Origin of the sequence: Kocuria salina (assembly GCF_013368965.1) — a bacterium.
In the GTDB taxonomy this organism is placed as follows: domain Bacteria; phylum Actinomycetota; class Actinomycetes; order Actinomycetales; family Micrococcaceae; genus Kocuria; species Kocuria rosea.
Genome location: NZ_SSSF01000003.1, coordinates 468,155 through 494,895, shown reverse-complemented (window position 1 = coordinate 494,895; position 26,741 = coordinate 468,155). Strand labels below are relative to the sequence as shown.

The window sequence follows — 26,741 nt, the reverse complement described above, 5'->3', positions numbered from 1 at the left end:
GCACCGGCCCCCGCCCCGGTAGCGTGGTCGCATGAGCGAGCAGCGGCACACCCCGGACCGGATCACCGAGCTCGGCCCGGACGACGTCTTCGTCTTCGGCTCCAACGCCCGGGGCGCCCACCTCGCGGGCGCGGCGCGCACGGCCGTCGAGCGCTTCGGCGCCGTCCCGGGCCGGGGGCACGGCCTGCAGGGACGCTCGTACGCGATCGACAGCATGAGCGGGCTCCCGGCGCTCGAGCGGGAGGCGGCCGCGTTCGTGGCCTTCGCCCGGGAGCACCCCGAGCTGACGTTCTGGCTCACCCGGGTGGGCACGGGCATCGCCGGCCACGACGAGCGGCGGGTGGCCGCCCTGTTCGCCGACGCCCCGCCCAACGTGGTCCGGCCCCGGGGCTGGTGAGCCCCGGGCCGGACCGGCGCTCAGGCGCCCGCGGCGTAGCCCTCGGGGTTGCTCCGCTGCCAGTTCCAGTGGTCCCGGCACATCGTGTCGAGGTCCCGGTCGGCGGACCAGCCCAGCTCGGCCAGGGCCGTCGACGGATCGGCGTAGGACACCGCGGCGTCGCCCGGCCGCCGGTCCACGAGCTCGTAGGGAATGCTGCGCCCGGAGGCCCGCTCGAAGGCGGCATGGACCTCGAGCACCGAGTAGCCCTTGCCCGTGCCCAGGTTCCACGTGCGCACCCCGCCGTGCTCGGTGATGTGGTCCAGGGCCCTGAGGTGCCCGTCGGCGAGGTCCACCACGTGGATGTAGTCGCGCACGCCCGTCCCGTCGGCGGTCGGGTAGTCGGCGCCGTAGACCTTCAGCTTCTCGCGCCGGCCCACGGCCACCTGGGCGATGAACGGCAGCAGGTTGTTCGGCACGCCCGAGGGGTCCTCGCCGATCCGGCCGGACTCGTGGGCGCCCACCGGGTTGAAGTAGCGCAGCAGGGCGACGTTCCAGGACGGGTCCGAGGCGGCGAGGTCCACGAGCATGTCCTCGATGTGCTCCTTGGTCCGCCCGTACGGGTTCTGCGCGTCCATGGGCTGCTTCTCGGTCAGCGGCATCTCCTCCGGGGCGCCGTAGACCGTGGCCGAGGAGGAGAACACGATGGACCGGCAGCCGTGGACCCCCATGGCGTCCAGCAGGTTGAGGGTGCCGGCCACGTTGGTGCGGTAGTACCACAGGGGCAGCTCGGCCGACTCGCCGACGGCCTTGAGCCCGGCGAAGTGGATCACGGCCTCCGGGCGGTGCTCCGCGAACAGGGCGTCGAGTCCCGCGGGGTCGAGGAGGTCGACCTGCTCGAACGCCTCGACGGAGCGTCCCGCGAGCTCCTCGACCCGCTCCAGCGAGGTCCGCGAGGAGTTCGCGAGGTTGTCCATCACGACGACGTCGTGCCCGGCCCCCAGCAGGGCGAGGACGGTGTGCGAGCCGATGTAGCCGGTTCCCCCGGTGACGAGAATCTTCATGGCCCCAGCGTATCGGCCGGGCCGCGGCGGTCCCGTCAGCGGCTCGCGAGGACCACCACGACGTCGTCGGGCGGGGGAGCGCCCTCCGGGTGCGCCTCGGCGGCGTCCACCCACCCCGGGGCGGGCGCGAAGCGGGCGGTGCGCTGGTCCGCCCGGACCCAGCTGCGCCCGTCGAAGGACACCTCGGCGACGCCCAGCGCGTCCGCCTGCGCGACCGCCCAGTGCGCCGCGGCCCAGCCCGCCGGCTCCCCGGGCGCCGGCACGACCACCCGGTCGCCGTCCGTGCGCGGGGCGGGCACCGCCGTGCGGAACGCGTCGCGGAGGGCGTCGGCCGCCCGGCGCGGGTCCCCGGGGTGCTCGGGGTCGTGGAGCACGCAGTTGAGCGAGCCCTCCGTGGCGCCGGTCAGGCTGCCGGCGAAGGCCCGGGCGAGGCCCTCGTGCCGCGCGTACGCCTCGGGGTGCCCGGAGCGCTGGACCGCCTGCGCGGCGTCGGTGACGGACATCGTCCGGTAGTCGAGCTCGGCGAGGCCGTCGTAGAAGGCGGCCGTGGCGTGGGCCGGGTCCATGATCTGCTCGACTGTGCCCCAGCCCTGGGAGGGGCGCTGCTGGAACAGCCCCACGGAGTCCCGGTCCCCGTAGTCGACGTTGACCAGCTGCGACTCCTGCATCGCGGTCGCCAGGGCCACGACCGCCGCGTACGGGTCGGTGCCGCGCGCCACGGACTCCGCGGTGATCAGGGCGGCGTTGGCGGACTGCTCCGCGGACAGGGCGTGCCGCTGCCGCTGCCCGTCCCCGTCCGTGCTCGCGACCACGCACCGGGGCTCCCCGGCAGAGGGCCGCCCCGCGCGCAGCTCCACGGCCACGAGGACCCCCGCCGCGAGCACGGCGCCGACGAGCAGGAGCACGAACAGCGGCAGCCGCAGCGACCTGCTGCGGCGGCCGGGGACGGGGGAGGACACGGGCGCTCCTGGGCGGACGGGAGGACGGGCGGGGGGCGACGGGCGGGCAGGGACGGGTGGACGGGCGACGCCGCGCAGGGCGGGGCGGGCCCGTCCTGCGCGGCGTCGGGCGGCGGGGCGGGGCCCGACGCGCTCAGTTGGCGTGCAGCGCCGCGTTGAGCTCCACGGTCCCGCCGGCGCGGGGCAGCACCTCGACGGCGCCGGTGAGGGAGTTGCGGCGGAACAGCAGGTTGGACAGGCCCGAGAGCTCCGAGGCCTTGGCCGTGGACCGCTCGCCGTCGGAGTGCACGCTCACCCGGGTGCCGGCGGTGACGTAGAGGCCGGCCTCGACCACGCAGTCGTCGCCGAGGGAGATGCCGACACCGGAGTTGGCGCCGAGCAGCACGCGCTCGCCCACGGTGATCCGCTCCTTGCCGCCGCCGGAGAGGGTGCCCATGATGGAGGCGCCGCCGCCCACGTCCGTGGCGTCGCCCACGACCACGCCGGCGCTGATCCTGCCCTCGACCATGGACTGGCCCAGGGTGCCGGCGTTGAAGTTGACGAAGCCCTCGTGCATCACCGTGGTGCCCTCGGCGAGGTGGGCGCCGAGCCGGATCCGGCTGGCGTCGCCGATCCGCACGCCCGCGGGGACCACGTAGTCCACCATTCGCGGGAACTTGTCCACGCTGTGCACGGTCACGTGCCCGCCGGAGGCCTTCATCCGGAGCAGCGCGAAGGTCAGCTCCTCGGCGAGCACGGGCCCGCGGTCCGTCCAGGCGACGTTGGCGAGCAGGCCGAACACGCCGTCGAGGTTCAGGGTGTTGGGGCGCACGAGGCGGTGGGAGAGCAGGTGCAGGCGCAGGTAGGCGTCCGCGGCGTCGGCGGGCGCGGCGTCGAGGTCGATCGAGGTCTCGACGATCTCGCTGCGGACGTTGCGGTCGGGGTCGGCGGTGGCCGCGAGCCGCAGGTCCGCGTCGAGGGAGGTGTCGACCGCGTCGGAGAGGGACGGGGCGGGGTACCAGACGTCGAGGACGGTGCCCTCCTTGGGGCCCGAGGCCACGACGGTGGCCAGGCCGAGTCCGGAGGCGGGACGAGAGGTGGAAGAAGTCATGGCCTCCATCCTACGGGGGACGCCGGGACGGGGCCGACGGGCGGCTGCGGCCTCCCCGTTATGCTGGCAGCCATGATCGCACCGGAGCTGGACCTCGCCGCGGACCCCGCCGACCTGACGGCCGCCCTCATCGACATCGCGTCCGTCTCGGGCTCGGAGGGTCCCCTGGCCGACGCCGTCGAGGCCGCGCTGCGCCGGCTCCCGCACCTCACCGTGCACCGGGACGGGGACGCCGTGGTGGCGCGCACCGACCTCGGCCGCGCCGAGCGGGTGGTGCTCGCCGGCCACCTCGACACCGTGCCCCTGCCGACCGCGCCCGGCGCCCGGGGGACCGTGCCCGCCACGTGGACGGGGGCCGACGGCGACCGGGTGCTCTACGGCCGGGGTGCCACCGACATGAAGGGCGGCGTGGCCGTCCAGCTCGTCCTGGCCGCGGCCCTGACGGCGCCGAACCGGGACATCACCTACGTCTTCTACGACCACGAGGAGGTCGACGCCGACGCGAGCGGGCTGGGCCGGCTCCAGCGCCACGCCCCCGAGCTGCTCGAGGCGGACTTCGCGGTGCTGCTCGAGCCCACCGACGGGACCGTGGAGGGCGGGTGCAACGGCACGATGCGCTTCCGCATCACCACCACCGGCCGTGCCGCCCACTCGGGGCGGTCCTGGATCGGGGAGAACGCGATCCACAAGCAGGCCGACGTCCTCGCCCGTCTGGCGGCCTACGAGCCGCGGACCGTGGCGGTGGAGGGGCTCGAGTACCGCGAGGGGCTCAACGCGATCCGGATCGGCGGCGGCGTGGCCGGCAACGTGGTCCCGGACACCGCCCACGTGGAGATCAACTACCGCTTCGCCCCGGACAAGAGCCCCGAGGACGCCGTGGCGCACGTGCGGGAGGTGTTCGCCGGCTACGAGATCGAGCTCACGGACCTCTCCCCGGCGGCGCGCCCCGGCCTGGACCGTCCCGCGGCCGCCGCGTTCGTGGCCGCGGTGGGCCAGGAGCCCAAGCCCAAGTACGGCTGGACGGACGTGGCCCGCTTCTCGCAGATGGGCGTGCCCGCCGTGAACTTCGGCCCCGGCGACGCCCTGCTGGCCCACACGGACGACGAGCACGTGAGTGCCGACGCGGTCCGGGAGTGCTGCCGGGCCCTGGCCGCGTGGCTCACGGCCTGAGCGGCGTCAGACGGTCGTCTCCTCGGCGGCCATGGGCCCCTCGGCCGGCTTGGTCCGGCCCGCGGTGCGGAAGCTGAGGAACCGCGACAGCCACGCGGCCAGCAGGGTCAGCAGGTAGTTGATGAGCACGAAGACCAGCGCCACCACGAACAGCGTCTGCAGGATGTTGCCGTCCCCGGAGCCCAGGCGCCGAGCGCTCGCGAGCAGCTCCGGGTAGGTGATGATGTAGCCCAGCGCGGTGTCCTTGAGGATCACCACGAACTGGCTGACCATCGAGGGCAGCATCGCGGTGAGGGCCTGGGGGAGCTCGATCATCCGCAGGGACCGGGAGGGCGTGAGCCCGATGACCAGGCCCGCCTCGCGCTGGCCCTTGGGCAGCTGGTGCACGCCGGAGCGGATGAGCTCGGCGATGACCGACCCGTTGTAGAACATCAGGCCCAGCACCACGGCCCAGAACGGCACGTTGGCGGGCTCGACCAGGCCGGCGCGGCCGATGCCCAGGTAGAAGAAGATCATCATCACCAGCACGGGCACGGCCCGGAAGAACTCGACCACCACGGTGCAGACGAAGCGCACCGGGGCCAGCTGGGAGAGCCGGCCGAGACCGAAGACCAGGCCGAAGGCGATCGAGAGGGCCACCGCCAGCAGCGCGGCCCGCAGGGTCTCCCACAGCCCCGGGAGCAGGAAGTTCTCCCAGGCCCGGGCGGTGAGCAGCGGGGTCCACCGGTCGGCGTCCAGCTGGCCCTGCTCGGCGAGCGCGCCGAGCACGACCCAGGCGAGCGCGGCGATCAGCAGGACTCCCGCCACGTTGAAGAGCAGCGTGAGCCGGCGGGCACGCGGCCCCTGCACGTCGAAGAGGACGTTCTGGGTCTTGGCCATCAGCGCTTCACCGCCAGCTTCCGGGAGGCCCAGGTGGTCAGCAGGCCCACCGGGACGACGATCAGGACGAAGCCGAGCGCCACCACCAGGAAGATCGCGATGATCACGTCCGGGCGGAACTCGATCATGGTCTTCATGAGGGAGGAGATCTCGGTGACCGACGCGGCCGCGGCCACCGTCGTGTTCTTCGTCAGGGCGATCAGGGTGTTGCCGAGCGGGGTGATCGCCCCGCGCAGCGCCTGCGGGAAGACGATCAGCCGGGCCGCGGGCAGGAAGCTCAGCCCGATGGCCCGGGCCGCCTCGGCCTGCCCGGCCGGCACCGTGTTGACGCCGGAGCGGATGGCCTCGCAGACGAAGGCCGCGTGGTAGAGGCTCAGGCCGATCACGGCGTAGAGGAAGAAGTTCCGGTTGAAGTCCGAGGAGAGGTTGATGCCGAGCTGGCTCCACACGCCCAGGACCAGGAACACGAGGATGATCGTCAGCGGCGTGTTGCGGAACAGGTTCACGTACGTGGTGCCGAGCAGCCGCAGGGACGCGATGGGGGAGATGCGCATCAGGGCGATCAGGGCGCCGAGGACCGCCGAGCCGATCGCGGCCCAGAAGGTCAGCTGCAGGTTGACCCAGAACGCGCCCGGCACGTCGTACTGGGCGAACAGACTGGCGAAGTCGGTCAGGTAGTCGTTCACGGGAGCTCCCGGGGATCGGGCAGGTCCTGGGTCACGGAAGGCCCCTTCGTCGCGGATCGGTCGGCGTGCTGCGCGGTCGCGGTCCCGTGGCCGGCCGGTCGCCGGCCGGCCACGGGGTGCTCACGCGTCCGGGGTCACTCGCCGCAGGGCTCGGGCTCCGGCGGGTTGAGCTCGGCGTTGTAGGTGTAGTCGGCGCCCTCGGTGTTGGCCGTGACGGCCTCCTCCCAGGCGCCCTCGTCGATCATCTTGGTGATGGCCTCGTTGACGGCCTCGCACTGGTCGGAGCCGTCGGGCAGGCCCACGCCGTAGCGCTCCTCGGAGAAGGTGTTGCCGACCACCTTGAACTTGCCCTGGTTGGCGTCGGTCGAGGCGAGGCCGGCGAGGATGATGTCGTCGGTGGTCACGGCGTCCACCTGGCCGGACTCGAGCGCCGTGAGGCAGTCGGCGTAGCCGGGCTGCTCGACGAGGTTGGCGCCGGGCTGGTCGTCCTTGACCTTCTGCGCGGAGGTCGATCCGGTCACCGAGCACAGGTTCTTGCCCTCGAGGTCGTCGGGGCCGGCGATCGAGGAGTCGTCGGTGCGCACCAGCAGGTCCTGGCCGGCCACGAAGTAGGGGCCGGCGAAGTCCACGGTCTGGTCGCGCTCCTCGGTGATCGAGTAGGTCGCGAAGATCATGTCCACCTGGTCGTTGGAGAGCATGTTCTCGCGGTTGGCGGAGGGGGACTCGACCCACTCGATCTGGTCCTCGGAGTAGCCGAGCTCGGTGGCGACGTACTTCGCGACGTCGACGTCGAAGCCGGTGTACTCGCTGCCGTCGCGGTAGCCGAGGCCGGGCTGGTCGAACTTGATGCCGATCCGCACGGACTCGCCCGAGCCGCCGCCCTCGCCGCCTGCACCGGACCCGCCGTCGTCGCCACCTCCGCACGCGGTGAGGGTCAGGGCCGCGGCCGCGGCCATCGCGGCCAGTCCGAGGGGCTTGCTGCTGCGCATGGTGTGCTCCTTGCTGTGGAGGTGGTGGCGTGGGTCGGAGGGTCGGGGGACGGTCAGTGGCCGAGGATCTTGCCGAGGAAGTCCTGGGCGCGCTCGGAGCGGGGGTTCGTGAAGAACTCCTCGGGGGTGTTCTCCTCGACGATCATGCCGTCGGCCATGAACACCACGCGGTCGGCGGCCTTGCGGGCGAAGCCCATCTCGTGGGTGACCACGATCATCGTCATGCCCTGCTTCGCGAGGGCGACCATGGTGTCGAGGACCTCGTTGATCATCTCGGGGTCCAGCGCGGAGGTGGGCTCGTCGAAGAGCATCACCTTCGGCTCCATGGCCAGGGCGCGGGCGATGGCGACGCGCTGCTGCTGGCCGCCGGAGAGCTGCGCGGGCAGCTTCTCGGCCTGGTTGTCGACCCCCACCCGGGTCAGCAGCTCCATGGCCTGCTTCTTCGCCTCGGCCGCCGACCTGCCCCGCACCTTGACGGGCCCCAGGGTCACGTTCTGCAGGACCGACTTGTGGGCGAAGAGGTTGAAGGACTGGAAGACCATGCCGACGTCGGCGCGCAGCTTCGCGAGGGCCTTGCCCTCCTCGGGCAGCCGCTTCCCGTCGATCAGGATCTCGCCGTCGTCGATGCTCTCGAGCCGGTTGATGGCCCGGCACAGGGTGGACTTGCCGGAGCCGGAGGGGCCGATCACGACCACCACCTCGCCGCGCTTCACCTCCAGGTTGATGTCCCGGAGCACGTGCAGGTCCCCGAAGTGCTTGTTGACGTGCGTCATGCGGACCAGGGCCTCGGCCGTCCCCGCGGTGGAGGAGGCCGGAGCGGCGGCCGGCGGAGTGGCGTGTGACATACCGGAAAGATATCCCAGATTCGTTCCGTGTGATGCCGAACACGTTGCAATCGTGTTAATTGCTTACCCGTCCGTAGAAATGTTGCGGCGCCCCGTCCCGCCCGGCGGCGCATAGCCTGGAGGGCATGACCGAGATCCTCGTGGTGCTGTCCGGGCTCGTGCTGCTGCTCACGGTCGTGGGCGTCGTGGTCCTCGGCCGCGACCGCCTCGCCGAGCGGGTCGTGCCCGCCCGGGACGGGATCGCCGTGGCGCGCGCCCCCGGGGCGCCGCTCGTGCTGCCCGAGCACCCGACGGCGGAGGACGTGGAGCGGATCGCGTTCTCCGTACGGCGCCGCGGCTACGACCCCGCGGAGGTCCACGCCGTGCTGGCCCACCTCGCGGACCGGCTGCCGCCGCCGGAGGACCCGCCGTCCCGCCCGGTGCCGGGGGCGTGAGCGGCCGGACGGCCGTGGCCCTCCGGACGGCCGTGGCCCTCCGGTGGACCCGGGCTCCCTGGTGGGCACAGGCCCTGCTGGTCTGGGCGGCCTCCCGGCTCTGGGCCTGGGCCGTGTTCACCACGGTGGGCCGGCAGCAGGGTCCCGGTCCGTGGGGGGACGGCGCCCTGGGCTACCTCGAGTTCACCGGGACCTGGGACTCGGACTGGTACGAGCGCATCGCCCGGGAGGGCTATCCCGCGTCCCTGCCCCGGGACGCGGCCGGGCAGGTGCAGGAGAACGCCTGGGCGTTCTACCCGGTCTTCCCGATGGTCGTGCGGGTGGTCTCGGCGGCCACCGGCGCGGGGTGGGACGCGGCCGCGTCGGCCGTGTCCCTGGCCGCGAGCCTGGGCGCCGTCCTGCTCGTCCACCGGCTGTTCCTCCGGCTCGCCCCTCCGGCCACCGCCCTGTGGGGTGTCGCGTTCGTCGCGTTCAGCCCGGTCGCCCCGGTGCTGCAGGTCCCCTACGCCGAGTCGCTGCACCTGCTGCTGCTCGCGGGCGCCCTGCTGCTGGTGGCCCGGGGGAACCACCTGGCGGCCGCCCCCGTGGTGCTCCTGATGTGCCTGACGCGCCCGGCGGGGGTCCCCTTCGCGGCGGCCCTGGGGATCACGTGGCTCGTGCGCTCCGTGCGCCGGCACCGGGCCGGGGAGCTGCGCCGCGCGGCGGAAGCCGTCGACGGGCTGTTCGGCCTCGCGGTCCTGGCGTGCGGCGCGGCCCTCGCCTGGCCGGCGATCGCGTGGGCCGTCACGGGCGAGCCGACCGCGTACACCGACACCGAGACGGCGTGGCGGGGCGGGGGAGGGCTGGAGCCGGTGGTGCCCTGGTTCGACGCCGCCGCCGGGCTGTTCGGCCCCGTGCTCGGGCTCGCCGCGCCCGTGCTGCTGGTCGCGGGCGGGACGGTGCTGCTGGGCACCCGCGTGGTGCGGGAGCGGCTGGACCTGCTCACGCGCGTGTGGCTGGCGAGCTACGCCGTGTACCTGCTCCTCTTCCTGCACCCCCAGAGCAGCACCTTCCGGCTGCTGCTGCCGCTGTTCCCCCTCGCCCTGCCGCTGGCCGCGGTCTCGGACTCGCGCGCCTACCGGGTGGCCTGCGTGGTGTTCGGCGCGCTGCTCCAGCTCGTCTGGGTCGGCTGGCTGTGGCACTGGAAGCAGCTGCCCGGGGGCGGGGACTACCCGCCCTGATCCCGTCCGCACCCCGCGCCGGGCACGCCGACGCGGACCCCCGGGCGCCGGGGTGGTCCGGGTCCACGGTTGCGGCTCGGATAGGATGGGAGCCACACCAATCGAGGAAGAGGAGTTCCCACATGGCGGCCATGAAGCCGAGAACCGGTGACGGACCGATGGAGGTCACCAAGGAGGGGCGGAGCCTGATCATGCGGGTGCCGCTCGAGGGCGGCGGACGGCTGGTGGTCGAGCTGAAGCCGGCCGAGGCCGCGGAGCTCAAGGAGTGCCTGGCCGGCGTCACCGAGTGACCACCGGCGCGGACGGCCAGCAGCAGCCCGGAGCCGGTCGTCAACAGGGCGGTGCTGAAGCGCTCGTCCTCCCGGAACAGCCGGTGCACGGCCCGCATCGTCCGGGTGTTCTCCTCGCGGTTGGCCGGCTGCGCCACCTTGTCCTGGGACAGGGCGTCGTTGACCACGAGCATCCCGCCCGGGCGCAGCAGCCGGACGGCCTCCTCGGCGTAGTCGAGGGTCCCCTCGGGGTCGGCGTCGAGGAACACGAGGTCGTAGGCGCCGGCGCTCAACCGTGGCATCACGAGGGACGCGCGGCCGGGGATCGTGCGGGTCCGGCTCGTCGGGATCCCGGCCTCCCGGAACGTGTCGCGGGCCGCGCGCAGCGCCCGGATGTCGGTGTCGATCGTGGTCAGCACGGACGTGCCGGGCAGACCGCGCAGCAGGGCGAGACCGGACACCCCGGCCCCCGTGCCCACCTCGACCACGGTGGCGGGCCGGGCCGCCGCGGCGAGCACGGTCAGGGCGGCGGCCGTCCCCGGGGTCACCGGGGGGATGCGCAGGGCGAGGGACCGCTCCCGGGCGCGGTAGGCGAGCTCGTCCTCGGCGGCGAACGCCTCGGCGTACGACCAGCTCGTCGTCTTGTCCGCGCCCATGGTCCGCCCTTCGTCGCTGTAGTGGATGCGCGCCATCCTACCGGCTGGGCCCGTCCGTCCGGCCACCGTCCAGTCGGCATCCAGCTTCCCGGTCGATCATGGAGACGTTCACGACGTCTTCCACGGACCTGTTCGCGGGCCTCCTCACGGAGCGGTCCGTGCACCCGCTCCCGACGCCGACCGCGGCACGGGACCGGGCACGGGCCCACCCGGAGCCCGCCGCCCGACCACCGCACGAGGAGGACCGATGCCCCGCCCGGACCGCACCGCGCCGGCCCGCCCCAGCAGCGCGGTGCCCGTGGCCGCGGCCACCGTGAGCGCGGTGCTCACCCTCGTCCTGGGCTCCGGCTACGCGGTCGGGCGCACGGTCGTGATGCAGTCCGCGCACAGCGCCGAGGAGCGGGTGCCGGTCTCGGCGTGGCACGGCACGCACGGGGTGCTGCACGCGGACGAGGTGTCCGCGGACCTGCTGCGCACGGAGGGCTGGACGCTGCCCACCCTGGCCGCGGACGGCTACCGGGTGGGCTCGATGACCCGCGGCACCCTGTCCGGGCACCCGGTCGTGGCCGTCAGGCTGCACCGCGGCGAGGACGAGGTCGTCGTGGTGGAGCAGCGCGGGGGGGTCGACCGCGAGAACCCCATGGACGGACTGACCGGGCTGCCCGTGAGCGCCGAGGGCCTCGAGCGCGTCGCCGTGGAGGGCGTGCCGCTGTGGGTGGACGCCGGGCCGCCGTGGCGGGCGGTGCTCGTCGGGGACGAGGTCGTCTACACCGTCTCGGGGGACTCCGGACCGTCCGCGATGGCCCACACCGTGGGCCTCGTCGTGGCCGACGAGCGGGGGCGCGTGGTGGAGCCGTCCCCGGGGGACCCCGGCGTCGTCGAGACGGTGCTGGTCGGCCTGCGCGAGATCTTCGGCTGACCGGCCACCGGCTCCCGGACTGGTAAAATCACTTCCTGTGCTCGGCATCAACGGCGGCGAAGCGATCATCCTGGTGCTCCTGGCCCTGTTCATCATCGGGCCGGAGCGGCTGCCGGAGTACGCGGAGAAGCTCAAGGAGCTGGTCAAGGCCGCCAAGCGCTACGCGACCGGCGCCACCGAGGAGCTCAAGGAGACCCTCGGGCCGGAGATCGCCGACGTCGACTGGCGCAGGCTCGACCCCCGCCAGTACGACCCCCGCACCATCGTGCGCCAGGCCCTCCTGGAGGACGACGAGCCGGCGGCGCCCGCCGCACCCCGGCCGCGCCCCGGCCCGGTGCTGACCCGCCTGGCCCCCGGCGAACGGGCCCCCTTCGACACCGAAGCCACCTGAGCCGGCCCCCGCACACGCCGAGCGCGGGGCCGGCGGCGCGTCAGCGCGGTCCCAGGCCCAGCGGCCGTCCGGCGAGCCCGCGCGGGCGGGCGCCCATCGCGTCGGCGACGGCACGCAGGGCGACCGCGGCGGGCGAGCCCGGCGCGGACCACACCACCGGGCGGCCGGCGTCCCCGCCCTCGCGCAGGGCGACGTCGAGCGGCACGGCGCCGAGCAGCGGCACGTCGTAGCCGAGCCGCCGGGTCAGGGACTCCGAGATCCGGGTGCCCCCGCCGGCGCCGAAGAGCTCGAGCACGCTGCCGTCCGGCATCGGCATGCCCGCCATGTTCTCCACCACCCCGGCCACCCGCTGGCCGGTCTGCACCGCGAGCGCCCCGGAGCGCTCGGCGACCTCGACCGCCGCCTGCTGGGGCGTGGAGACCACGAGCACCTCCGCGGACGGCAGCAGCTGGGCCACGGAGATCGCGATGTCGCCCGTGCCCGGCGGGAGGTCGAGGAACAGGTGGTCCAGGTCGCCGAAGTGCACGTCCGTGAGGAACTGCTCCACGGCGCGGTGCAGCATCGGCCCGCGCCAGGCCACCGGCTGGTCCGGGTCCACGAACATCCCGATCGAGATGACCTTGAGCACCCCGGGGCGCCCGGTGTCCTCCCGCGCCTCCTCGGGGACGTCCACGACGGGGGGCAGGATCATGTCCCCCACCTGGGTGGGCGCCCGGTCGATGCCGAGCAGCCCGGGCACGGAGAACCCGTGGACGTCGGCGTCCACGATGCCGACCGACCGGCCGCGCGCGGCGAGCGCGGCGGCGAGGTTCACGGTGACCGTCGACTTGCCGACGCCGCCCTTGCCGCTGGTCACCGCGTGCACCCGGGTCAGGGAGGACGGGTCGTTGAAGGGGACGGTCCGGGTGTGGCCCACCCGGTCCTTCAGCGCGGTGCGCTGCTCGGGGGTCATCACCCCGATCTCGACGTCCACGGTGCGCACCCCCGCCACGGTCCCCACGGCGTCCCGGACGTCCCGCTCGATCGTCGAGCGGAGGGGGCAGCCGCTGATCGTCAGCAGCACGTGCACCGCGGCGTGGCCGGCGTCGTCGAGGCGGGCGGAGCGGATCATCCCCAGCTCGGTCACGGGCCGGCGCAGCTCCGGGTCGAGCACGCGGTCGAGCGCCGCGCGCAGGGCGGGGTCGAGGGTCTCGGGGGCGAGGACGTCGTCGGGGCGGGGCTCAGGCACGGGGGTTCCCTCGGGTCTCGGGGGCGGTGGGGCGGTCGGGGTTGCGGCTCCTGCGGCGGGCGCCCCGCCGCGGCGGGGCCCCCGGCTCGTCGGCGTCCGGGGCGTCGTCCTGGGACTCCAGGATCTCCTCGAGCACCGAGCGCAGCTCCGAGCGCACGAAGTCGCGGGTGGCGACGTCCCGCAGCGCGATCCGCAGCGAGGCGATCTCCCGGGTCAGGTACTCGGTGTCGGCGAGGTTCTGCTGCGCCCGGCGGCGGTCCTCCTCCTGGGTCACCCGGTCCCGGTCGTCCTGCCGGTTCTGCGCCAGCAGCAGCAGGGGCGCCGCGTAGGAGGCCTGCAGCGAGAGCATGAGTGTGAGCAGCGTGAAGTTGAGGTCCTTCGAGTCGAACTGCAGCTCCCGGGGGGCGATGGTGTTCCAGCCCAGCCACAGGGCCACGAACACCGTCATCCACAGCAGGAACTGCGGGGTGCCCATGAACCGGGCGAAGCCCTCGGTCATCCGCCCGAAGGCGTCGGGGTTCGGCCGGAACCGGTCCAGCAGTCCCGGCCGGTGCTCGCGCGGCTGGTCGAGGGCGTTGCCGCGGGTGCCGACGCGGGGGCGCCGGGGCTCGCGCTCACTCATACCGCTTGCCCACCTTCCGGATCGGGGTCCCGTCGTCGGCGGTGCGCCAGTCCTCGGGCAGCAGGGCGTCGAGGACGTCGTCGATCGTGATCGCCCCGACCACCCGGTCGTGGTCGTTGACCACCGGGATGATCGTGAGGTCGTAGGTCGCGAGCTCGCGCGCGACGTCCTGCAGGGAGGCGAGGTCGGAGACCGGCTCGAACGAGCGGTCGATGAGGTTGCCCACGGCCTCGGGCGGGGGATAGCGCAGCAGCTTCTGGGTGTGCACCATGCCGAGGTACTTGCCGGTGGGCGTCTCCAGCGGCGGGCGGGAGATGATCACGGCCGCCGCGACCGCGGGGCTGAGCTCCTCCTGGCGGATGTGCGCGAGCGCCTCGGCCACCGTGGCCTCCGGCGGCAGGATGATCGGCACGGGGGTCATGAGCGAGCCGGCCGTGCCCTCCTCGTACTCCAGCAGGCGCCGGACGTCCTCGGCGTCCTCGGGCTGCATCCGCGCGAGCAGCTCCTCGGCCTGGGCCTCGGGCAGCTCGTTGAGCAGGTCGGCGGCGTCGTCGGGCTCCATCTCCTCGAGCACCGTGGCCGCGCGGTCCGGCTCCATGTTGGTGAGGATGTAGACCTGGTCCTCCTCCGGGAGCTCCTCGAGGACGTCGGCGAGCCGGTCGTCCTGGAGCTCGTGGGCGATCTCGAGCATGCGCTTGGCCGACATGTCGTGGAGCTCGTCCGCGAGGTCGGCGGGCTGCTGCTCCTCGTGGGAGGCGACCCACTGGGTGGCCGGCTGGTGGCCCGCGGCGGAGGGGTCCCCCGCGTCCTCCCAGTCGATGATCAGCGTCTCGTTGCGGCGGCGCATCAGGCCCCCGCCCGTGCCGGTGCGGCGCACGAAGAGCTGGGTGATCAGCCAGTCCCCGGTGTTGCGCTTGCGCTCCATCGCCATGTCCTCGACCGTGGCGGAGCCGGAACCGTCGCGCAGCACCACGGTCCGGTCGAAGATCTCGCCGACGGCGAGGGTCTCCGCGCCGCGCTGCTCGAAGCGGCGCAGGTTCACGAGCCCCGTGCTGATGATCTTCTCCGCGTCGATGCTGGTCACGCGGGTCATCGGCACGAACACCCGCTTCTTGCCGAGGACCTCCACCACGAGGCCGACCACGAGGGGCCGGCGGGAGGAGCGGCCGTACCGGGAGCTGCCGCGCATGAGCACGACGACGTCGCGCAACCGCCCCAGACGGTCCCCCAGGGGGTCGAACACGTCGAGGCCGATCAGGCGCGCGATGAAGATCTTGTCGATGTGGCTGCTCACCGTACAAGACTACCCACCGGCTCCCCGGGCCCCTGCCCCGGGCCGTGGCCCGTGAGGGGACCGGGTCGGGGCGCGGTGGCGGGAGCGGATGGGGGAGAATGGGGGCATGAGCTCGCCACGGTCCCTGCCTCCCGCCAGCCCCGCCGTCCGCGGTCTGCCCCGCGGGGAGGTGATCGGGCGCTACGCCACGTACGCCGACGCGCAGAAGGCCGTGGACCACCTGGCGGACGAGCAGTTCGAGGTGGACCGGATCGCGATCGTCGGCAACGACCTGAAGTCCGTGGAGCAGGTGACCGGCCGGCTGAGCTATCCGAAGGTCGCGGGCCAGGGCGCGCTCAACGGCATGGTCTTCGGCGCGTTCCTCGGGATGATCCTGTCGCTGCTGGGCGGGGAGCAGTGGCTGTCCACACTGCTCGTGTCGGTGCTGATGGGCGGGGCCTTCTGGATGCTGCTCGCCACCATCACCTACGCCATGCAGCGCGGGAAGCGGGACTTCACCTCGACCAACCAGATCGTCGCCACGTCCTACGACGTCGTGGCCGCCCCCGAGGTGGCCCAGCGCGCCCAGCAGGTGCTCCAGGGGCTGCGCGGGCTGCAGAGCCTGCCGCGGACCGCTCCCGCGCCGCGGCCCGCTCCGCAGCAGGGTCCTCCGCAGGGGATGCGGCAGGGCCCCCCGCAGCCCGGGACGCCGGGGCGGCCCCCGGCGGGGGCCCCGTGGCAGCGTCCCTCCCACGGCGCCGCCCCGGAGCCGGCCGGCGGACCCGCGGGTCCCGCGCCCGCGGTCCCCGCGGCGGGCCAGGGCGAGCAGGCCGACGCGCCCGGCCGCTCCGCGATGTTCCAGGACCTGCCCGACGGCCGGCCCCAGTACGGCATCAGGCTCCCCCCCGGGGAGCCCGACGGGGAGCCCGACGGGGACGCCGCCGGTCAGGACGCGGCCCCGGACCGGTCCGGGCCGCCGGCCGGCGGGAGCACGTCCACCGACGCCTCCCGCTGACGGCCGGCGGCCGCCGGCTCAGCTGGGGTCGACGCCCTCCCGGGCGTGCCACAGACCGGTCATCCACGCCTCGACCTCGTCCGGGGTGCGGGGCAGCCCGGACGAGAGGTTGACGTTGCCGTCCTCGGTGATCAGGACGTCGTCCTCGATCCGCACGCCGATCCCGCGGTACTCCTCCGGCACCGCGAGGTCCTCCGCCTTGAAGTAGAGGCCGGGCTCGATGGTGAACACCATGCCGGGCTCGATGACCCCGTCCACGTACAGCTCCCGCTTGGCCTGCGCGCAGTCGTGCACGTCAAGGCCCAGGTGGTGGCTCGTGCCGTGCGGCATCCACCGCCGGTGGTGCTGGCCCGCCGCGGAGAGCGAGACCTCGGCGGGCACGGGCAGCAGGCCCCAGCTCTCCAGCCGCCGGGCCAGGACCTCCATGGCGGCGGCGTGCACGTCCCGGAACCGGTTGCCGGGCACCGCGGCGTCGAACGCGGCGTCGGCGGCGTCCAGGACCGCCTGGTAGATCCGCCGCTGCACCTCCGAGTAGCGGCCGTTCACCGGCAGGGTGCGGGTGATGTCAGCGGTGTAGAGGGAGTCGGCCTCCACGCCCGCGTCCACGAGGATCAGCTCCCCCGGGATCACCCTCCCGGTGTTGCGGATCCAGTGCAGGACCGTGGCGTTGTTGCCGCACGCCGCGATGGTGTCGTAGCCGAGGTCGTTGCCGTCCGTGCGGGCGCGGGCGAAGAAGGCGCCCTCGACCATGCGCTCGCCGCGGTGGCGGTGGCCCGCGGCGGCCGGCAGCACGTGCACGATGTCGGTGAAGCCCGCGATGGTCGCGTCCACGGCCTCGCGCAGCTGCCCGACCTCGTGGGCGTCCTTGACGAGCCGCAGCTCCGAGAGCGCCTCGGCGAGCTCGCCGTCGAGGGCGTCCGAGGACTCGAGGTCCACCCCGGTGTTGATCCGGGAGGTGTCCACCAGGGCGTCGACGTTCAGGTCCACCTCGCGCACGAGCCGGACCCGCAGGCCGCCCAGGGCGGTGGGCCCGGCGTTCTTGGTGACCGCGTCCTCGAGGCCCCCGAGGTCCCGGGTGCGCAGCCCGTAGGCGGCGCCCAGTTCCTCGAGGGTGGGGCGGGGGCCCACCCAGAACTCGCCGTTCTTGGCGTCGGCGTAGAACTCCTTCGAGTCCCGGCCGGCCATGGGGTGGAAGTACAGGGTGGCCTCGTGGTGGCCCCCGTCGTCGCCGGCGCCCTCCTGGACGGGCTCGAGCACCAGCACGGCGTCGGGCTCGTGGTCCACGCCCAGACCCGTGAGGTGCGCGAACGCGGAGTGCGGCCGGAAGCGGTAGTCGGTGTCGTTGGAGCGGACCTTGAGCGGCCCGGCGGGGAGCACGAGCCGCTCGCCGGGGAACCGCTCGGAGATCCGCCGGCGCCGCTCGGCGGCGAAGTCCGCGACCGGGGCCCGCTCCACCTCGGTGGGCTCCGCCTCCGCCCACTGGGACGCCATGAACTGCTGGAAGGCGGCGGAGTCGGGGCGCTGGGACCGGTTCTCGACCCGGTCCGAGAGCGGCTGCGCCGCGTCCTGGGGTGTGCTGCTGTGCTCTGTCATGATTCCTTTCCTCGCGTCGTCGGTCTCATCGTGCCACGGGAGGCGGCGGGCCGTCCGGCCCGGACCGGTATCGTGGAGCGGGTGAAGATCGACCTGCACACCCACTCGTCCGACTCCGACGGCACGGAGAGCCCGGCGGACGTGGCCCGCGCGGCGCACGCGGCGGGCCTGGACGTCTTCGCCCTCACCGACCACGACACCACGTCCGGGTGGCAGGCGGCCGGGGACGCCGCGGTGGCCCTCGGGGTCGCCTTCGTCCCGGGCATGGAGATCTCCTGCACCACCGAGGACGGGATCTCGGTGCACCTGCTGAGCTACCTGCACGACCCGCGGGAGCCACGGCTGCTCGCCGAGATCGAGTCCTCCCGCTGCTCGCGGCGCACCCGGGCCGAGCGCATGGTCGAGCTGCTGTCCGAGGACTACCCGATCGACTGGGACGTGGTCCTGGACCACGTGCGCGAGGGCGCGACCGTGGGCCGCCCGCACATCGCCGACGCGCTCGTCACCGTGGGGGTCGTGGAGAACCGCACCGCCGCCTTCGCCTCGGTGCTGCACAGCCGCTCCCGCTACTACGTCCCCCACTACGCCCCGGACCCGGTGCACGCGGTGCGCCTCGTCCGGGCCGCCGGCGGCGTGCCCGTCTTCGCCCACCCGCTCGCCGCGGCCCGCGGCCGGGTGGTCGGCCCGGAGGTCTTCGAGGCCATGATCGACGCCGGCCTCGGCGGGCTCGAGGTCGCGCACCGGGACAACCCCGACGACGCCCGGGCCCGGCTCGTCCGGATGGCCTCCGAGCACGACCTGGTGGTCACGGGCGCGAGCGACTACCACGGGGCCGGCAAGCCCAACCGGCTGGGGGAGAACCTGACGTCCGTCCAGTCGCTCGTGCGGATCGAGGAGCAGGCCGGCTCCGGGGTCCCCGCGCGCTACCCCTGAGGGCCCCGCCGCCTGCCGGGCGAGGCCGTGCTCAGTCCCACACGGTCGCGCCCGGCAGGCGGGCGCGCATGACCTCGATCGCCTCCGGGTTGCGGTCCACGCACACGAACCGCCGGTCCAGCTGGCCGGCGGCGGCGCCGAGCGTCCCGGAGCCGGCGAAGAAGTCCAGGACCCAGTCCCCGGGGGCGGAGCTCGCGGCGACCATCCGCCGCACCAGGCCCACGGGCTTCTGCGTGGGGTAGCCGGTCTTCTCCCGGCCGGTGGGGGAGACGATGGTGTGCCACCACACGTCCGTGGGCAGCTTGCCCAGCCGCACCTTCTCCGGGGTCACCAGGCCCGGGGCCATGTACGGCTCCCGGTCGACCTCGGCGCTGTCGAACAGGTACCGCTCGGGGTCCTTGACGTACACCAGGACGTTGTCGTGCTTGGCGGGCCAGCGGCGGCGGGAGCGCCCGCCGTAGTCGTAGGCCCAGATGATCTCGTTGAGGAAGCACTCCCGCCCGAAGATCGCGTCCAGCATCACCTTCGCGTAGTGCACCTCCCGGTAGTCCAGGTGCAGGTACAGCGTCCCGTCGTCGGCCAGCACCCGCCACGCCTCCCGCAGACGGGGCTCCAGGAACCCCCAGTAGTCGGCGAACGCGTCGTCGTAGCTGCGCAGGGCCCCCAGCACGGTCGTGTAGGAGCGGCCGGCGAAGCCGGTGCGGTCGCCCTCCCCGGCGGCGGCCGGGGTCACCGTGGACTCCCGCCGCCGCTGGGTGCGGCCCGTGTTGAAGGGCGGGTCCACGTAGATCATGCGGAAGGCCCCGTCGGGCAGCCGCCGCAGGAGATCCAGGTTCTCCGCGGCGACCACCGCGTCGGGGCCCTCGGCGTCGAAGGCGAAGGGGCTCACTCGCCGGCGGTGCCGCTCTGCTCCGGCGAGGCCGCGCTGCTGCGGCGGCGCCGGCGGCGCCGGGTGGTGCCGTCCGAGGTGCGCTCCACCGAGGTCTCCCGGGGCGCCTCGGGAGCCGTCTCGCGCGCAGCCGCCCGGGGCGCCCGGGCGTCCTCGCGCGGAGCGGACGACGTCGCGGCGTCGTCGCGGCGGCCGCGGCCGCCGCGCCCCTCACCGCGGCCGGACCCGCCGCGGTCGCCGCGGCCGGAGCCGCGCCCCTCGCCGCGGCCGGCGCCGCGGTCGCGCGAGCGCCCGTCCCGGCCCTCGCCGCGCGGGCCGCTCTTGCGCCCGCCGGGCTCGCCGAGGTCCTCGAGGACCTCGGCGCCGAGCCCCTCGTGGGTGCGCCTGGAGCGGGGGAGCCGGCCCTTGGTGCCCTTCGGGATGCTCAGCTCCTCGTACAGGTGCTCGGAGGAGGAGTAGGTCTCGCGGGGCTCGGGGATGCCGAGCTCCAGGGCCTTGTCGATCAGCCGCCAGCGCGGGATGTCGTCCCAGTCCACGAACGTCACGGCCGTGCCCTTGTTGCCCGCGCGGCCGGTGCGGCCGGTGCGGTGCAGGTAGGTCTTCTCGTCCTCGGGGCACTGGAAGTTGATGACGTGCGTGACGTCCTCGACGTCGATGCCGCGGGCGGCGACGTCCGTGGCCACGAGCACGTCGACCTTGTTGTTGCGGAACGCGCGCAGCGCCTGCTCGCGGGCGCCCTGCCCCAGGTCGCCGTGCAGCGGGGCGGCGGCGAAGCCGCGGGTGATCAGCTCGTCCGCGAGCTTGGCCGCGGCCCGCTTGGTCTTGGTGAAGACGATCGTGCGCCCCCGGCCCTCGGCCTGCAGGATCCGGGCCACGACCTCGTCCTTGTCGAGGTGGTGCGCCCGGTAGACCACCTGGCGGATGTCCTTCTTGGTGGCGCCCTCGTCCGGCGCGGCGGCCCGGATGTGCATGGGCTTGGTCATGTAGCGGCGGGCCATGGCCACCACGGGCCCGGGCATCGTCGCGGAGAAGAGCATCGTCTGCCGGACCTCGGGCACGGCCGAGAGCAGCTTCTCGACGTCGGGCAGGAAGCCGAGGTCGAGCATCTCGTCGGCCTCGTCGAGCACCACGGCCCGCACCGCGGACAGGTCGAGGTGGCGCTGCCGGTTGAGGTCGATGAGCCGGCCGGGGGTGCCGACGACGACCTCGACGCCCGCCTGCAGCTGCTCGATCTGGGGCTCGTAGGCGCGGCCGCCGTAGATGGTGGCCACCCGGGCGTCGCGGGTCCGCGCGGCGGTGGCCAGGTCGTGGCCGACCTGGACGGCGAGCTCGCGGGTGGGCACCACGATGAGCGCCTGCGGGGCGCCCGGCTTCTTCAGCTGGTCCCACCCCGCGTCGCCGCGGCCCACGACGCGCTGGACCACGGGGATGCCGAAGCCGAGGGTCTTGCCCGTGCCGGTCTTGGCCTGCCCGATGATGTCCTGCCCGGACAGCGCCACCGGCAGGGTCATGGCCTGGATGGGGAAGGGGTGGACGATGCCCTCGGCGGCGAGGGAGTCCACGATGTCCTGGCGCACCCCGAACTCGGCGAAGTCCTGGGGCAGCGGCTCGGGGTGCTCGGTGGTCTCGACGACCACCTCGGGGGTGCCGTCGAAGACGGTCCCGTCGTCGGGCGCGGCGGCGTCCGGTGCGGTGTCGGTGATGTGGTCGGTCACGGTCGGTTTCCTTACGACTCGGGCACGCCCGCTGAAGGGAGGGGACCTCGGGGTCCGGCCTCCGGGCCGCCGTGCTGGCGGGCGCCGGGGGGGCGTGCGTTGGGTGGAAGCCGATCGTGAGCGTGCGCCGCCTCGACCGCGCGGGCCACGGGAGCGTGGCGCCCGGGTCCGGTCCTGCGCGAGGCCGCCGTGGGGGGCCTGTTCGCGGGGAGCGGGGGCGAGTAGGTGTCTGTCGTTCGTGGGATCGCGGGTACGACCGGTCATCCAGTGCACTCAACAGTGTAGCCCGACGACCGCGCACGCTCCGTGCGGTCGCCGGGCCGGGTCCGCCGTGCCGGGCGGAGGGGGTCTCAGCCGTCCTGGGCGAAGGGGGTGAAGCCGACCGCCCGCTTCTGCTCCGCGCCGACGGCGGCGTAGCCGATGACGCCCGCGGGGACGACCGTCACGTTGCCCTTGGTGTCCGTCAGGGTCAGGGGGGACCCGGAGGACATGGCCGCGGTGATCAGCTCCACGGCCTCCGGCGCCTCGAGCGCGGAGTCGACGACGATCTCCCGGGCGACGTGCTGAACACCGATCTTGATTTCCATGGTTCCTCCTGGTCGGGGCTGCGGGATGCGTCCCGGCCAGTCTAGGAGGGCGCTACTGCCAGTCCTCGTCGATGATCGAGATTCCGCCCCAAGCTAAACGGAAGATCTGGCGCTGGGCCTCGGCCCGGCCGCCGGTGCCCGGGTTGCGGATCCAGTGCACCGCGGCGGTCTGCGCCATGCCGGTGAGGGAGCGGGAGACGAGCACGGCGTGCGGGTGGCTCAGCCCCGCGTTGGGCCCGAGGACCCCGGCGATCGAGTCCGCCACGGCGAGGTGGAAGCTCTCGAAGCGCTCCGCGACCTCCGGGTCCGCCAGCAGGTCGGACTCGAAGATCAGCCGGTGGGCCTCCGGATTGGCCTCGACGAAGCCGAAGTAGACGTCCAGCATGGACTCGACCCGCTCGCGGTTCACGTCGCTGCCCTGCAGCGCCGTGACGAGCCCGAGCGAGAGCTCCTGCAGGTAGTGGTCCACGAGGGCGAGGTACAGCTCGCGCTTGCCGGGGAAGTGCTGGTAGAGGACGGGCTTGCTCACCTGGGCGGCGTCGGCGATGTCGTCCATGGACGACCCGTGGTAGCCGTTCGAGGAGAACACGGTCAGCGCCGTCTCGAGCAGCTGCCGCCGGCGGGCCTCGCGCGGGAGGCGCGCCGGGCGGCCTCTCCTGGTCTCAGTCATGAACCGTTCCTCCTCAACCGGTCGGCGGCGCCGGCCGAACGAATGCTGCCCTACCCCGCGGCCTGGGACCGGGTGGCGGCTTCCGGCGGCGCCCCGGCCGCCGGTGGTGCGCTCTCCTCCGCGGCGGGCGCGGGGACCTCGATGCCGTACAGCGCCGCCAGACCGGTGATGTACTCGTCCTGCCGGCCCTGCGCGGCGAGCTCGCGCGCGCGGACGGTGGGGGTGTGCAGCAGGGAGCGGACCATGCGCCGCATCGCGAGCTCGATCTGCTCCTGGGCGGCCGTGCATCCGTGGTGGGAGGTGACCTTCTCGAGCTCGGCGTCCAGGACGGCCATGGTGTGCTTGCGCAGGGCGACGATCGCGGCGTCCATGTCCCGGGCCTCCTGGCTCGCGGCGAACTCCTGGGCGGCGCGCTCGACGATCCCGCTCGCGGCGTCGACGGACTCCCGGGTCTCGTCCGGGGCGGCCACGCGCACCGACTCGAGGGTGATGAGCTCGACGCCGGGCAGGTCCGCCACGGCGGGGTCGAAGTCGCGGGTCAGGGCCAGGTCGACCACGGTGCGGGACCCGGCGGGGAACGCGGCGGCGCCCATGGGGGCGGAGCCGCCGCTGCAGCCGATCACGACGTCGGCGCGCTCCAGGGCCGCGGCCAGCTCCGCGGTCCCCACCGGGGTGCCGCCGCGGTTCTCGGTGAACTGCTCCGCCCGGCCCGACGCCGAGTACACCTCGATGTCCGCGCAGCCGCGGTCGCGCAGGGCCGCCATGGTCGCCCCCGCGTAGGCGCCCGTGCCGAACACGAGGGCCCGTCGCGACGTCCAGGTGCCGGACGTGACGTCGTCGGCGAGGTCCAGGGCCACGGAGACGATGGAGCGGCCGCGCTCGCCCAGGGCGGTCTGCGTGCCCACCTTGCGGGCGGTGCGGGCGGCCGCCTCGAACAGCCGCTGGAGCTTGCCGGAGACCGTCCCCGCCTGCTGGGCGTCGTTGAGGGCGCGCCGGACCTGCCCGGTGATCTCGCGCTCGCCCACCACGGCGGACTCCAGCCCGGAGACCACGGTGAAGAGGTGGCGTGCGGCGCCGGAGTCGGTGAAGGCCCGCAGGGAGTCGGCCACGAACTCGGGGTCGAGCCCGGCGCGGGAGCCGATCTGCTCGGCGAGCTCGGCCAGGACCCGGTCCAGCGCCGCCCCGGACGGGACGCCCGGCGTGTCCTCGAGCTCCCCGTAGATCTCGAGCCGGTTGCACGTCGAGAGGGTCACGGCGCCCCGGAGCGGGCCGCTGCGGACCATCTCCTCGGACAGCCCGAGCGCACCGGTGCTGAGACGCGCAACGGTGTTCAGATCGACGTTCTGATGGGAGGCGACGAGAGCGAAGAGGACCACAGTGCATTCATACTAGACGGTCACCGCGGATCCGCGCCTCAGTGACGTCCGAGAGGCCGCTCACGTCCGTCACCGACCGGCCCCTCCCGGACCCCGGTGACGCTGCGTCGGTAAACGACGTCGGTGTTCCTTGGCACAATGGGAGCACTATGCCTACCACCCCTGAGACGGCGAGCACGCCGGACACGTCGACCGCAGCCGTTCCCGGGCACCCCACGGGCGGCACCCACCCCTCGGCGGCGTTCCGGCGCCTGACCGGATCGCTCGGGGCGCTGCCGCAGGGCCATCCGCTGCGGGCCGCCGGCACACTGGACGCCCCGCTGCTGCAGGCCCTCACGGGCCGCGCGCCCGGCCGCCGCCCGGTGTGGTTCATGCGGCAGGCGGGCCGGTCGCTGCCGGAGTACCGGTCCCTGCGCCAGGGCACCGCCATGCTCGACGCCTGCCTGGACCCCGCGATGGCCGCCGAGATCACCCTCCAGCCGGTGCGCCGGCACGACGTCGACGCCGCCATCTTCTTCTCCGACATCGTCGTGCCCATGCGCGTGGCCGGCGTGGACGTCGAGATCGTCCCGGGCCGCGGCCCCGTCCTGGAGCGCCCCGTGCGCACGGCCGCCGACGTCGCCGCCCTGCCCGAGCTCACCGAGGGCTCCCTCGACCCGATCCGCGAGGCCGTCGCCCGCACCGTCGCGGAGCTCGGGGCGACCCCGCTCATCGGCTTCGCCGGGGCGCCGTTCACCGTGGCCGCCTACATGGTCGAGGGCGGGCCCTCCCGGGACCACCTGCTGCCGCGCACGATGATGCACGCCGACCCGGCGGCCTGGCGGGCGCTCGCCGAGTGGGCGGCCCGGACGTCCGGGGCGTTCCTGCGCGCCCAGGTCGAGGCCGGCGCCTCCGCCGTGCAGCTCTTCGACTCCTGGGCGGGCTCCCTGTCCCTGGCCGACTACTCCGCGCACGTGGTGGAGCACTCGGCGGCCGCGCTGCGCGCCGTCGAGGACCTCGCCGTGCCCCGGATCCACTTCGGCACCGGCACCGGTGAGCTGCTCGCCGCGATGCGGGACGCCGGCGCGGACGCGGTGGGCGTGGACTACCGGATCCCGCTGGCCGAGGCCAACCGGCGGCTCGGCGGGTCCACCGTGCTGCAGGGCAACATCGACCCGGCCCTGCTCACCGCCCCCTGGCCCGTGCTCGCCGAGCACGTGCGCGAGGTGCTGGCCGGCGGGGCCACGGCGCCCGGGCACGTGGTGAACCTCGGCCACGGCGTCCCGCCGGGCACCGACCCGCAGGTGCTGACGGACCTCGTGTCCTTCGTCCACGACCAGCCGCTGGAGCAGACCCCTCGCGGCGGCAGGCCGTGAGCGCGGAGCGGGACGGCCGGCCCGCCCGCCGGACCCCGCCCCGATCCGCCCTCGTGGTGGGCGGCGGCGTCTCCGGGCTCGTGGCCGCCCGCGACCTGGCGGCCCGCGGGCTGCGCGTCACCCTGGTCGAGGCCGAGGACCACCTCGGCGGAGCCGTCGGCGCCCACCAGGTGGCGGGCCTCGTCCTCGACTCGGGCGCCGAGTCCTTCGCGACCCGCTCCCGGGCGGTCCCCGACCTCCTGGACGAGCTCGGCCTCGGCGAGCGCGTGGTGCACCCCAACCGCTCCGGCTCGTGGCTGTTCCTGCCGGAGGGCGCCGTGCCCGCCCCCGACACCGGGATCCTGGGCATCCCCGCCGACCCGACCGCCCCCCGGCTGCGGGCGGCCCTCGGCCGGGCCGGCATGCTGCGCGCGAGCCTCGACCGCCGGCTGCCGCCCTTCGTCGGCATGACCGAGCGCTCCCTCGGCGGCCTCGTCCGGGCGCGGATGGGGGAGCGGGTCCTGGACCGGCTCGTCGCGCCGTTCGCCACGGGCGTGCACTCCGCCCACCCCGACGACCTCGACGTCGACGCCGTCGCCCCCGGCCTGCGGCGGGCCCTGCGCGAGCACGGGTCCCTCGGCGCCGCGGCGGGCGCCCTGCGCCGCGCCGCGCCCGCGGGCGCGAACGTGGCCGGGCTGCGCGGCGGCATGAACGCGCTGTCCGAGACCCTCGTGCACGACCTCGAGCGGGCGGGCGTGAAGCTCGTCACCGGCTACGACGTCATCGCCCTCGACCGCGACCCCCGGCGCGAGGGCTGGATGGTCATCCAGCGCCAGCCGCGCTTCGGCCACAAGACCGCCGTGGCGCGCGGGGAGCTGCTCGTGATGGCCACCGACGGCACGACCGCCGTCCGGCTCCTCGCCAGCCACGAGGAGGGGCTCCAGCGGTTCGCCCCCGGGGCCGGGCCCCAGGTGGCCCTGGCCACGCTCGTGGTCGACGAGCCGCGCCTCGACGGCGCCCCCCGGGGCACCGGCCTGCTCGTGAGCGAGGACGCCCGCGGCGTGCGCGCCAAGGCCCTCACCCACGCCACCGCCAAGTGGGACTGGGTCCGGCAGGCGGCCGGCCCCGGCCGGCACGTGCTGCGGCTCTCCTACGGGCGCGCCCAGCCCGACGCCACCGCCGTGCCCCCGGAGGTGGCCCTGCCCGACGACCAGCTCATCCGCCTGGCCCTCTCCGACGCCTCGACCCTCATGGGCATGCCCCTGCGGCCCGCCCAGCTCGTCGGCGCGGACATCGTGCGCTGGCGCTCCGCGCTGCCCCGCACCGGCGTCGGGCACGCCCGGCGGGTCGCCGACTTCCGGCGGGCGCTCGCGGCGCTGCCCGACGCCGTCGCGGTCGGCGGGTGGCTCGCGGGCACGGGCCTCGCCTCCGTCGTCGCCGACACCCGGGCCCAGGTCCGCGCCCTGCTCGCCGAGGCGGGCGTCCCGGACGACGCCGCGCCGGCCGCCACCGAACCGGCACGCACCCCACCGACCAGCACCCGACGAAAGGACTGAGCC

The 26,741-nt window shown here is 74.4% G+C and carries 27 protein-coding genes and 1 pseudogene; 11 read left to right on the top strand and 17 right to left on the bottom strand.

From position 1 onward, the window contains the following. Positions 1 to 31 precede the first annotated feature (31 nt). A complete protein-coding gene (locus tag E7Z53_RS09155) occupies positions 32 to 397 on the top strand; it encodes an A1S_2505 family phage non-structural protein (protein WP_133411333.1) in 366 nt (121 codons plus the stop codon). Between the two features lie 20 nt (positions 398 to 417). Here the strand turns inward: E7Z53_RS09155 and galE are convergent, their stop codons facing one another. The 3 genes from galE to dapD form a co-directional block, all read right to left on the bottom strand. Beyond that, positions 418 to 1,440: a UDP-glucose 4-epimerase GalE gene (gene galE, locus E7Z53_RS09150; RefSeq protein WP_176337631.1), complete on the bottom strand. Its 1,023-nt coding sequence runs from the start codon at positions 1,438 to 1,440 to the stop codon at positions 418 to 420. A gap of 35 nt (positions 1,441 to 1,475) precedes the next feature. Then, on the bottom strand, positions 1,476 to 2,399 hold the full coding sequence (locus E7Z53_RS09145; protein ID WP_035927419.1) for a hypothetical protein: 924 nt from the start codon (positions 2,397 to 2,399) through the stop codon (positions 1,476 to 1,478). A gap of 133 nt (positions 2,400 to 2,532) precedes the next feature. Continuing rightward, positions 2,533 to 3,498, bottom strand: a complete 966-nt coding sequence (gene dapD, locus E7Z53_RS09140) for a 2,3,4,5-tetrahydropyridine-2,6-dicarboxylate N-succinyltransferase (protein WP_031282996.1) — start codon at positions 3,496 to 3,498, stop codon at positions 2,533 to 2,535. Positions 3,499 to 3,549: 51 nt separating this feature from the next. On the opposite strand from dapD, the gene dapE reads away from it, so the two are divergent. Beyond that, a complete protein-coding gene (gene dapE / locus E7Z53_RS09135; protein WP_017833408.1) occupies positions 3,550 to 4,659 on the top strand; it encodes a succinyl-diaminopimelate desuccinylase in 1,110 nt (369 codons plus the stop codon). A 6-nt stretch (positions 4,660 to 4,665) separates the two neighbouring features. Here the strand turns inward: dapE and E7Z53_RS09130 are convergent, their stop codons facing one another. The 4 genes from E7Z53_RS09130 to E7Z53_RS09115 all read right to left on the bottom strand — a co-directional run bounded on the left by E7Z53_RS09130 (position 4,666) and on the right by E7Z53_RS09115 (position 7,995). Next, positions 4,666 to 5,538 (bottom strand): amino acid ABC transporter permease, encoded by an 873-nt coding sequence (locus E7Z53_RS09130; RefSeq protein WP_017833409.1) that lies wholly within the window; start codon positions 5,536 to 5,538, stop codon positions 4,666 to 4,668. After that, a complete protein-coding gene (locus E7Z53_RS09125) occupies positions 5,538 to 6,224 on the bottom strand; it encodes an amino acid ABC transporter permease (protein ID WP_017833410.1) in 687 nt (228 codons plus the stop codon). The genes E7Z53_RS09130 and E7Z53_RS09125 overlap by 1 nt, the downstream gene beginning before the upstream one ends. 134 nt (positions 6,225 to 6,358) lie before the next feature. Continuing rightward, positions 6,359 to 7,213 carry a glutamate ABC transporter substrate-binding protein gene (locus tag E7Z53_RS09120; RefSeq protein ID WP_017833411.1) on the bottom strand — a complete coding sequence of 285 codons (855 nt, stop codon included), beginning with the start codon at positions 7,211 to 7,213 and terminating at the stop codon, positions 6,359 to 6,361. A gap of 53 nt (positions 7,214 to 7,266) precedes the next feature. Beyond that, positions 7,267 to 7,995: an amino acid ABC transporter ATP-binding protein gene (locus tag E7Z53_RS09115; RefSeq protein ID WP_031282997.1), complete on the bottom strand. Its 729-nt coding sequence runs from the start codon at positions 7,993 to 7,995 to the stop codon at positions 7,267 to 7,269. Positions 7,996 to 8,183: 188 nt separating this feature from the next. Here E7Z53_RS09115 and E7Z53_RS09110 point away from each other — a divergent pair, with 188 nt between their 5' ends. The 3 genes from E7Z53_RS09110 (at position 8,184) to E7Z53_RS09100 (ending at position 10,002) form a co-directional block, all read left to right on the top strand. Then, the gene (locus tag E7Z53_RS09110; RefSeq protein WP_035927412.1) at positions 8,184 to 8,492 is read left to right on the top strand and encodes a DivIVA domain-containing protein; all 309 of its coding nucleotides are present in this window, start codon (positions 8,184 to 8,186) and stop codon (positions 8,490 to 8,492) included. Continuing rightward, positions 8,489 to 9,712: a hypothetical protein gene (locus tag E7Z53_RS09105; RefSeq protein WP_017833414.1), complete on the top strand. Its 1,224-nt coding sequence runs from the start codon at positions 8,489 to 8,491 to the stop codon at positions 9,710 to 9,712. The genes E7Z53_RS09110 and E7Z53_RS09105 overlap by 4 nt, the downstream gene beginning before the upstream one ends. Before the next feature lie 122 nt (positions 9,713 to 9,834). Beyond that, positions 9,835 to 10,002, top strand: a complete 168-nt coding sequence (locus E7Z53_RS09100) for a DUF3117 domain-containing protein (RefSeq protein ID WP_017833415.1) — start codon at positions 9,835 to 9,837, stop codon at positions 10,000 to 10,002. An 8-nt stretch (positions 10,003 to 10,010) separates the two neighbouring features. Here the strand turns inward: E7Z53_RS09100 and E7Z53_RS09095 are convergent. Continuing rightward, positions 10,011 to 10,637: pseudogene (locus E7Z53_RS09095) on the bottom strand (O-methyltransferase); the annotation flags it as partial. Positions 10,638 to 10,884: 247 nt separating this feature from the next. On the opposite strand from E7Z53_RS09095, the gene E7Z53_RS09090 reads away from it, so the two are divergent. Both E7Z53_RS09090 and E7Z53_RS09085 read left to right on the top strand, forming a co-directional pair. Next, complete coding sequence (locus E7Z53_RS09090; RefSeq protein ID WP_017833418.1) at positions 10,885 to 11,556, top strand: hypothetical protein; 672 nt, start codon at positions 10,885 to 10,887, stop codon at positions 11,554 to 11,556. A gap of 37 nt (positions 11,557 to 11,593) precedes the next feature. Continuing rightward, positions 11,594 to 11,947 (top strand): hypothetical protein, encoded by a 354-nt coding sequence (locus E7Z53_RS09085; protein WP_017833419.1) that lies wholly within the window; start codon positions 11,594 to 11,596, stop codon positions 11,945 to 11,947. Positions 11,948 to 11,987: 40 nt separating this feature from the next. Here E7Z53_RS09085 and E7Z53_RS09080 read toward each other — a convergent pair whose 3' ends face one another. Genes E7Z53_RS09080 through E7Z53_RS09070 form a run of 3 tightly spaced genes read right to left on the bottom strand, consistent with a single transcriptional unit; the run spans position 11,988 to position 15,091 of the window. Then, a complete protein-coding gene (locus tag E7Z53_RS09080) occupies positions 11,988 to 13,175 on the bottom strand; it encodes an Mrp/NBP35 family ATP-binding protein (RefSeq protein WP_109268080.1) in 1,188 nt (395 codons plus the stop codon). Next, positions 13,168 to 13,797: a DUF1003 domain-containing protein gene (locus E7Z53_RS09075; protein ID WP_017833421.1), complete on the bottom strand. Its 630-nt coding sequence runs from the start codon at positions 13,795 to 13,797 to the stop codon at positions 13,168 to 13,170. Before E7Z53_RS09075 ends, E7Z53_RS09080 begins: the two co-directional genes overlap by 8 nt. Further along, the gene (locus E7Z53_RS09070) at positions 13,790 to 15,091 is read right to left on the bottom strand and encodes a magnesium transporter MgtE N-terminal domain-containing protein (protein ID WP_035927407.1); all 1,302 of its coding nucleotides are present in this window, start codon (positions 15,089 to 15,091) and stop codon (positions 13,790 to 13,792) included. The genes E7Z53_RS09075 and E7Z53_RS09070 overlap by 8 nt, the downstream gene beginning before the upstream one ends. A gap of 106 nt (positions 15,092 to 15,197) precedes the next feature. Here E7Z53_RS09070 and E7Z53_RS09065 point away from each other — a divergent pair, with 106 nt between their 5' ends. Beyond that, positions 15,198 to 16,085: a general stress protein gene (locus E7Z53_RS09065; RefSeq protein WP_176337630.1), complete on the top strand. Its 888-nt coding sequence runs from the start codon at positions 15,198 to 15,200 to the stop codon at positions 16,083 to 16,085. A gap of 18 nt (positions 16,086 to 16,103) precedes the next feature. Here the strand turns inward: E7Z53_RS09065 and E7Z53_RS09060 are convergent, their stop codons facing one another. After that, entirely contained in the window at positions 16,104 to 17,678 is a 1,575-nt protein-coding gene (locus E7Z53_RS09060; protein WP_035927404.1) for an aminopeptidase P family protein, read from the bottom strand. Positions 17,679 to 17,759: 81 nt separating this feature from the next. On the opposite strand from E7Z53_RS09060, the gene E7Z53_RS09055 reads away from it, so the two are divergent. Next, positions 17,760 to 18,611, top strand: a complete 852-nt coding sequence (locus E7Z53_RS09055; RefSeq protein WP_176337629.1) for a PHP domain-containing protein — start codon at positions 17,760 to 17,762, stop codon at positions 18,609 to 18,611. A gap of 31 nt (positions 18,612 to 18,642) precedes the next feature. On the opposite strand, the gene E7Z53_RS09050 is transcribed toward E7Z53_RS09055, so the two are convergent. The 5 genes from E7Z53_RS09050 to E7Z53_RS09030 all read right to left on the bottom strand — a co-directional run bounded on the left by E7Z53_RS09050 (position 18,643) and on the right by E7Z53_RS09030 (position 23,848). Further along, complete coding sequence (locus E7Z53_RS09050; RefSeq protein ID WP_176337628.1) at positions 18,643 to 19,500, bottom strand: DNA-methyltransferase; 858 nt, start codon at positions 19,498 to 19,500, stop codon at positions 18,643 to 18,645. After that, complete coding sequence (locus E7Z53_RS09045) at positions 19,497 to 21,215, bottom strand: DEAD/DEAH box helicase (RefSeq protein WP_176337627.1); 1,719 nt, start codon at positions 21,213 to 21,215, stop codon at positions 19,497 to 19,499. The genes E7Z53_RS09050 and E7Z53_RS09045 overlap by 4 nt, the downstream gene beginning before the upstream one ends. Before the next feature lie 350 nt (positions 21,216 to 21,565). Continuing rightward, entirely contained in the window at positions 21,566 to 21,802 is a 237-nt protein-coding gene (locus tag E7Z53_RS09040) for a DUF3107 domain-containing protein (RefSeq protein WP_035927396.1), read from the bottom strand. Between the two features lie 52 nt (positions 21,803 to 21,854). Then, positions 21,855 to 22,472, bottom strand: coding sequence for a TetR/AcrR family transcriptional regulator (locus tag E7Z53_RS09035; protein WP_017833430.1), 618 nt, complete (start codon positions 22,470 to 22,472; stop codon positions 21,855 to 21,857). A gap of 50 nt (positions 22,473 to 22,522) precedes the next feature. Continuing rightward, positions 22,523 to 23,848, bottom strand: a complete 1,326-nt coding sequence (locus E7Z53_RS09030) for a glutamyl-tRNA reductase (RefSeq protein ID WP_017833431.1) — start codon at positions 23,846 to 23,848, stop codon at positions 22,523 to 22,525. A gap of 149 nt (positions 23,849 to 23,997) precedes the next feature. Between E7Z53_RS09030 and hemE the strand changes: the two genes are divergently transcribed. Both hemE and hemG read left to right on the top strand, forming a co-directional pair. Then, complete coding sequence (hemE, locus tag E7Z53_RS09025) at positions 23,998 to 25,203, top strand: uroporphyrinogen decarboxylase (protein WP_017833432.1); 1,206 nt, start codon at positions 23,998 to 24,000, stop codon at positions 25,201 to 25,203. Then, on the top strand, positions 25,200 to 26,738 hold the full coding sequence (hemG, locus tag E7Z53_RS09020; protein WP_369597967.1) for a protoporphyrinogen oxidase: 1,539 nt from the start codon (positions 25,200 to 25,202) through the stop codon (positions 26,736 to 26,738). Before hemE ends, hemG begins: the two co-directional genes overlap by 4 nt. The last annotated feature ends 3 nt before the right edge of the window (positions 26,739 to 26,741 follow it).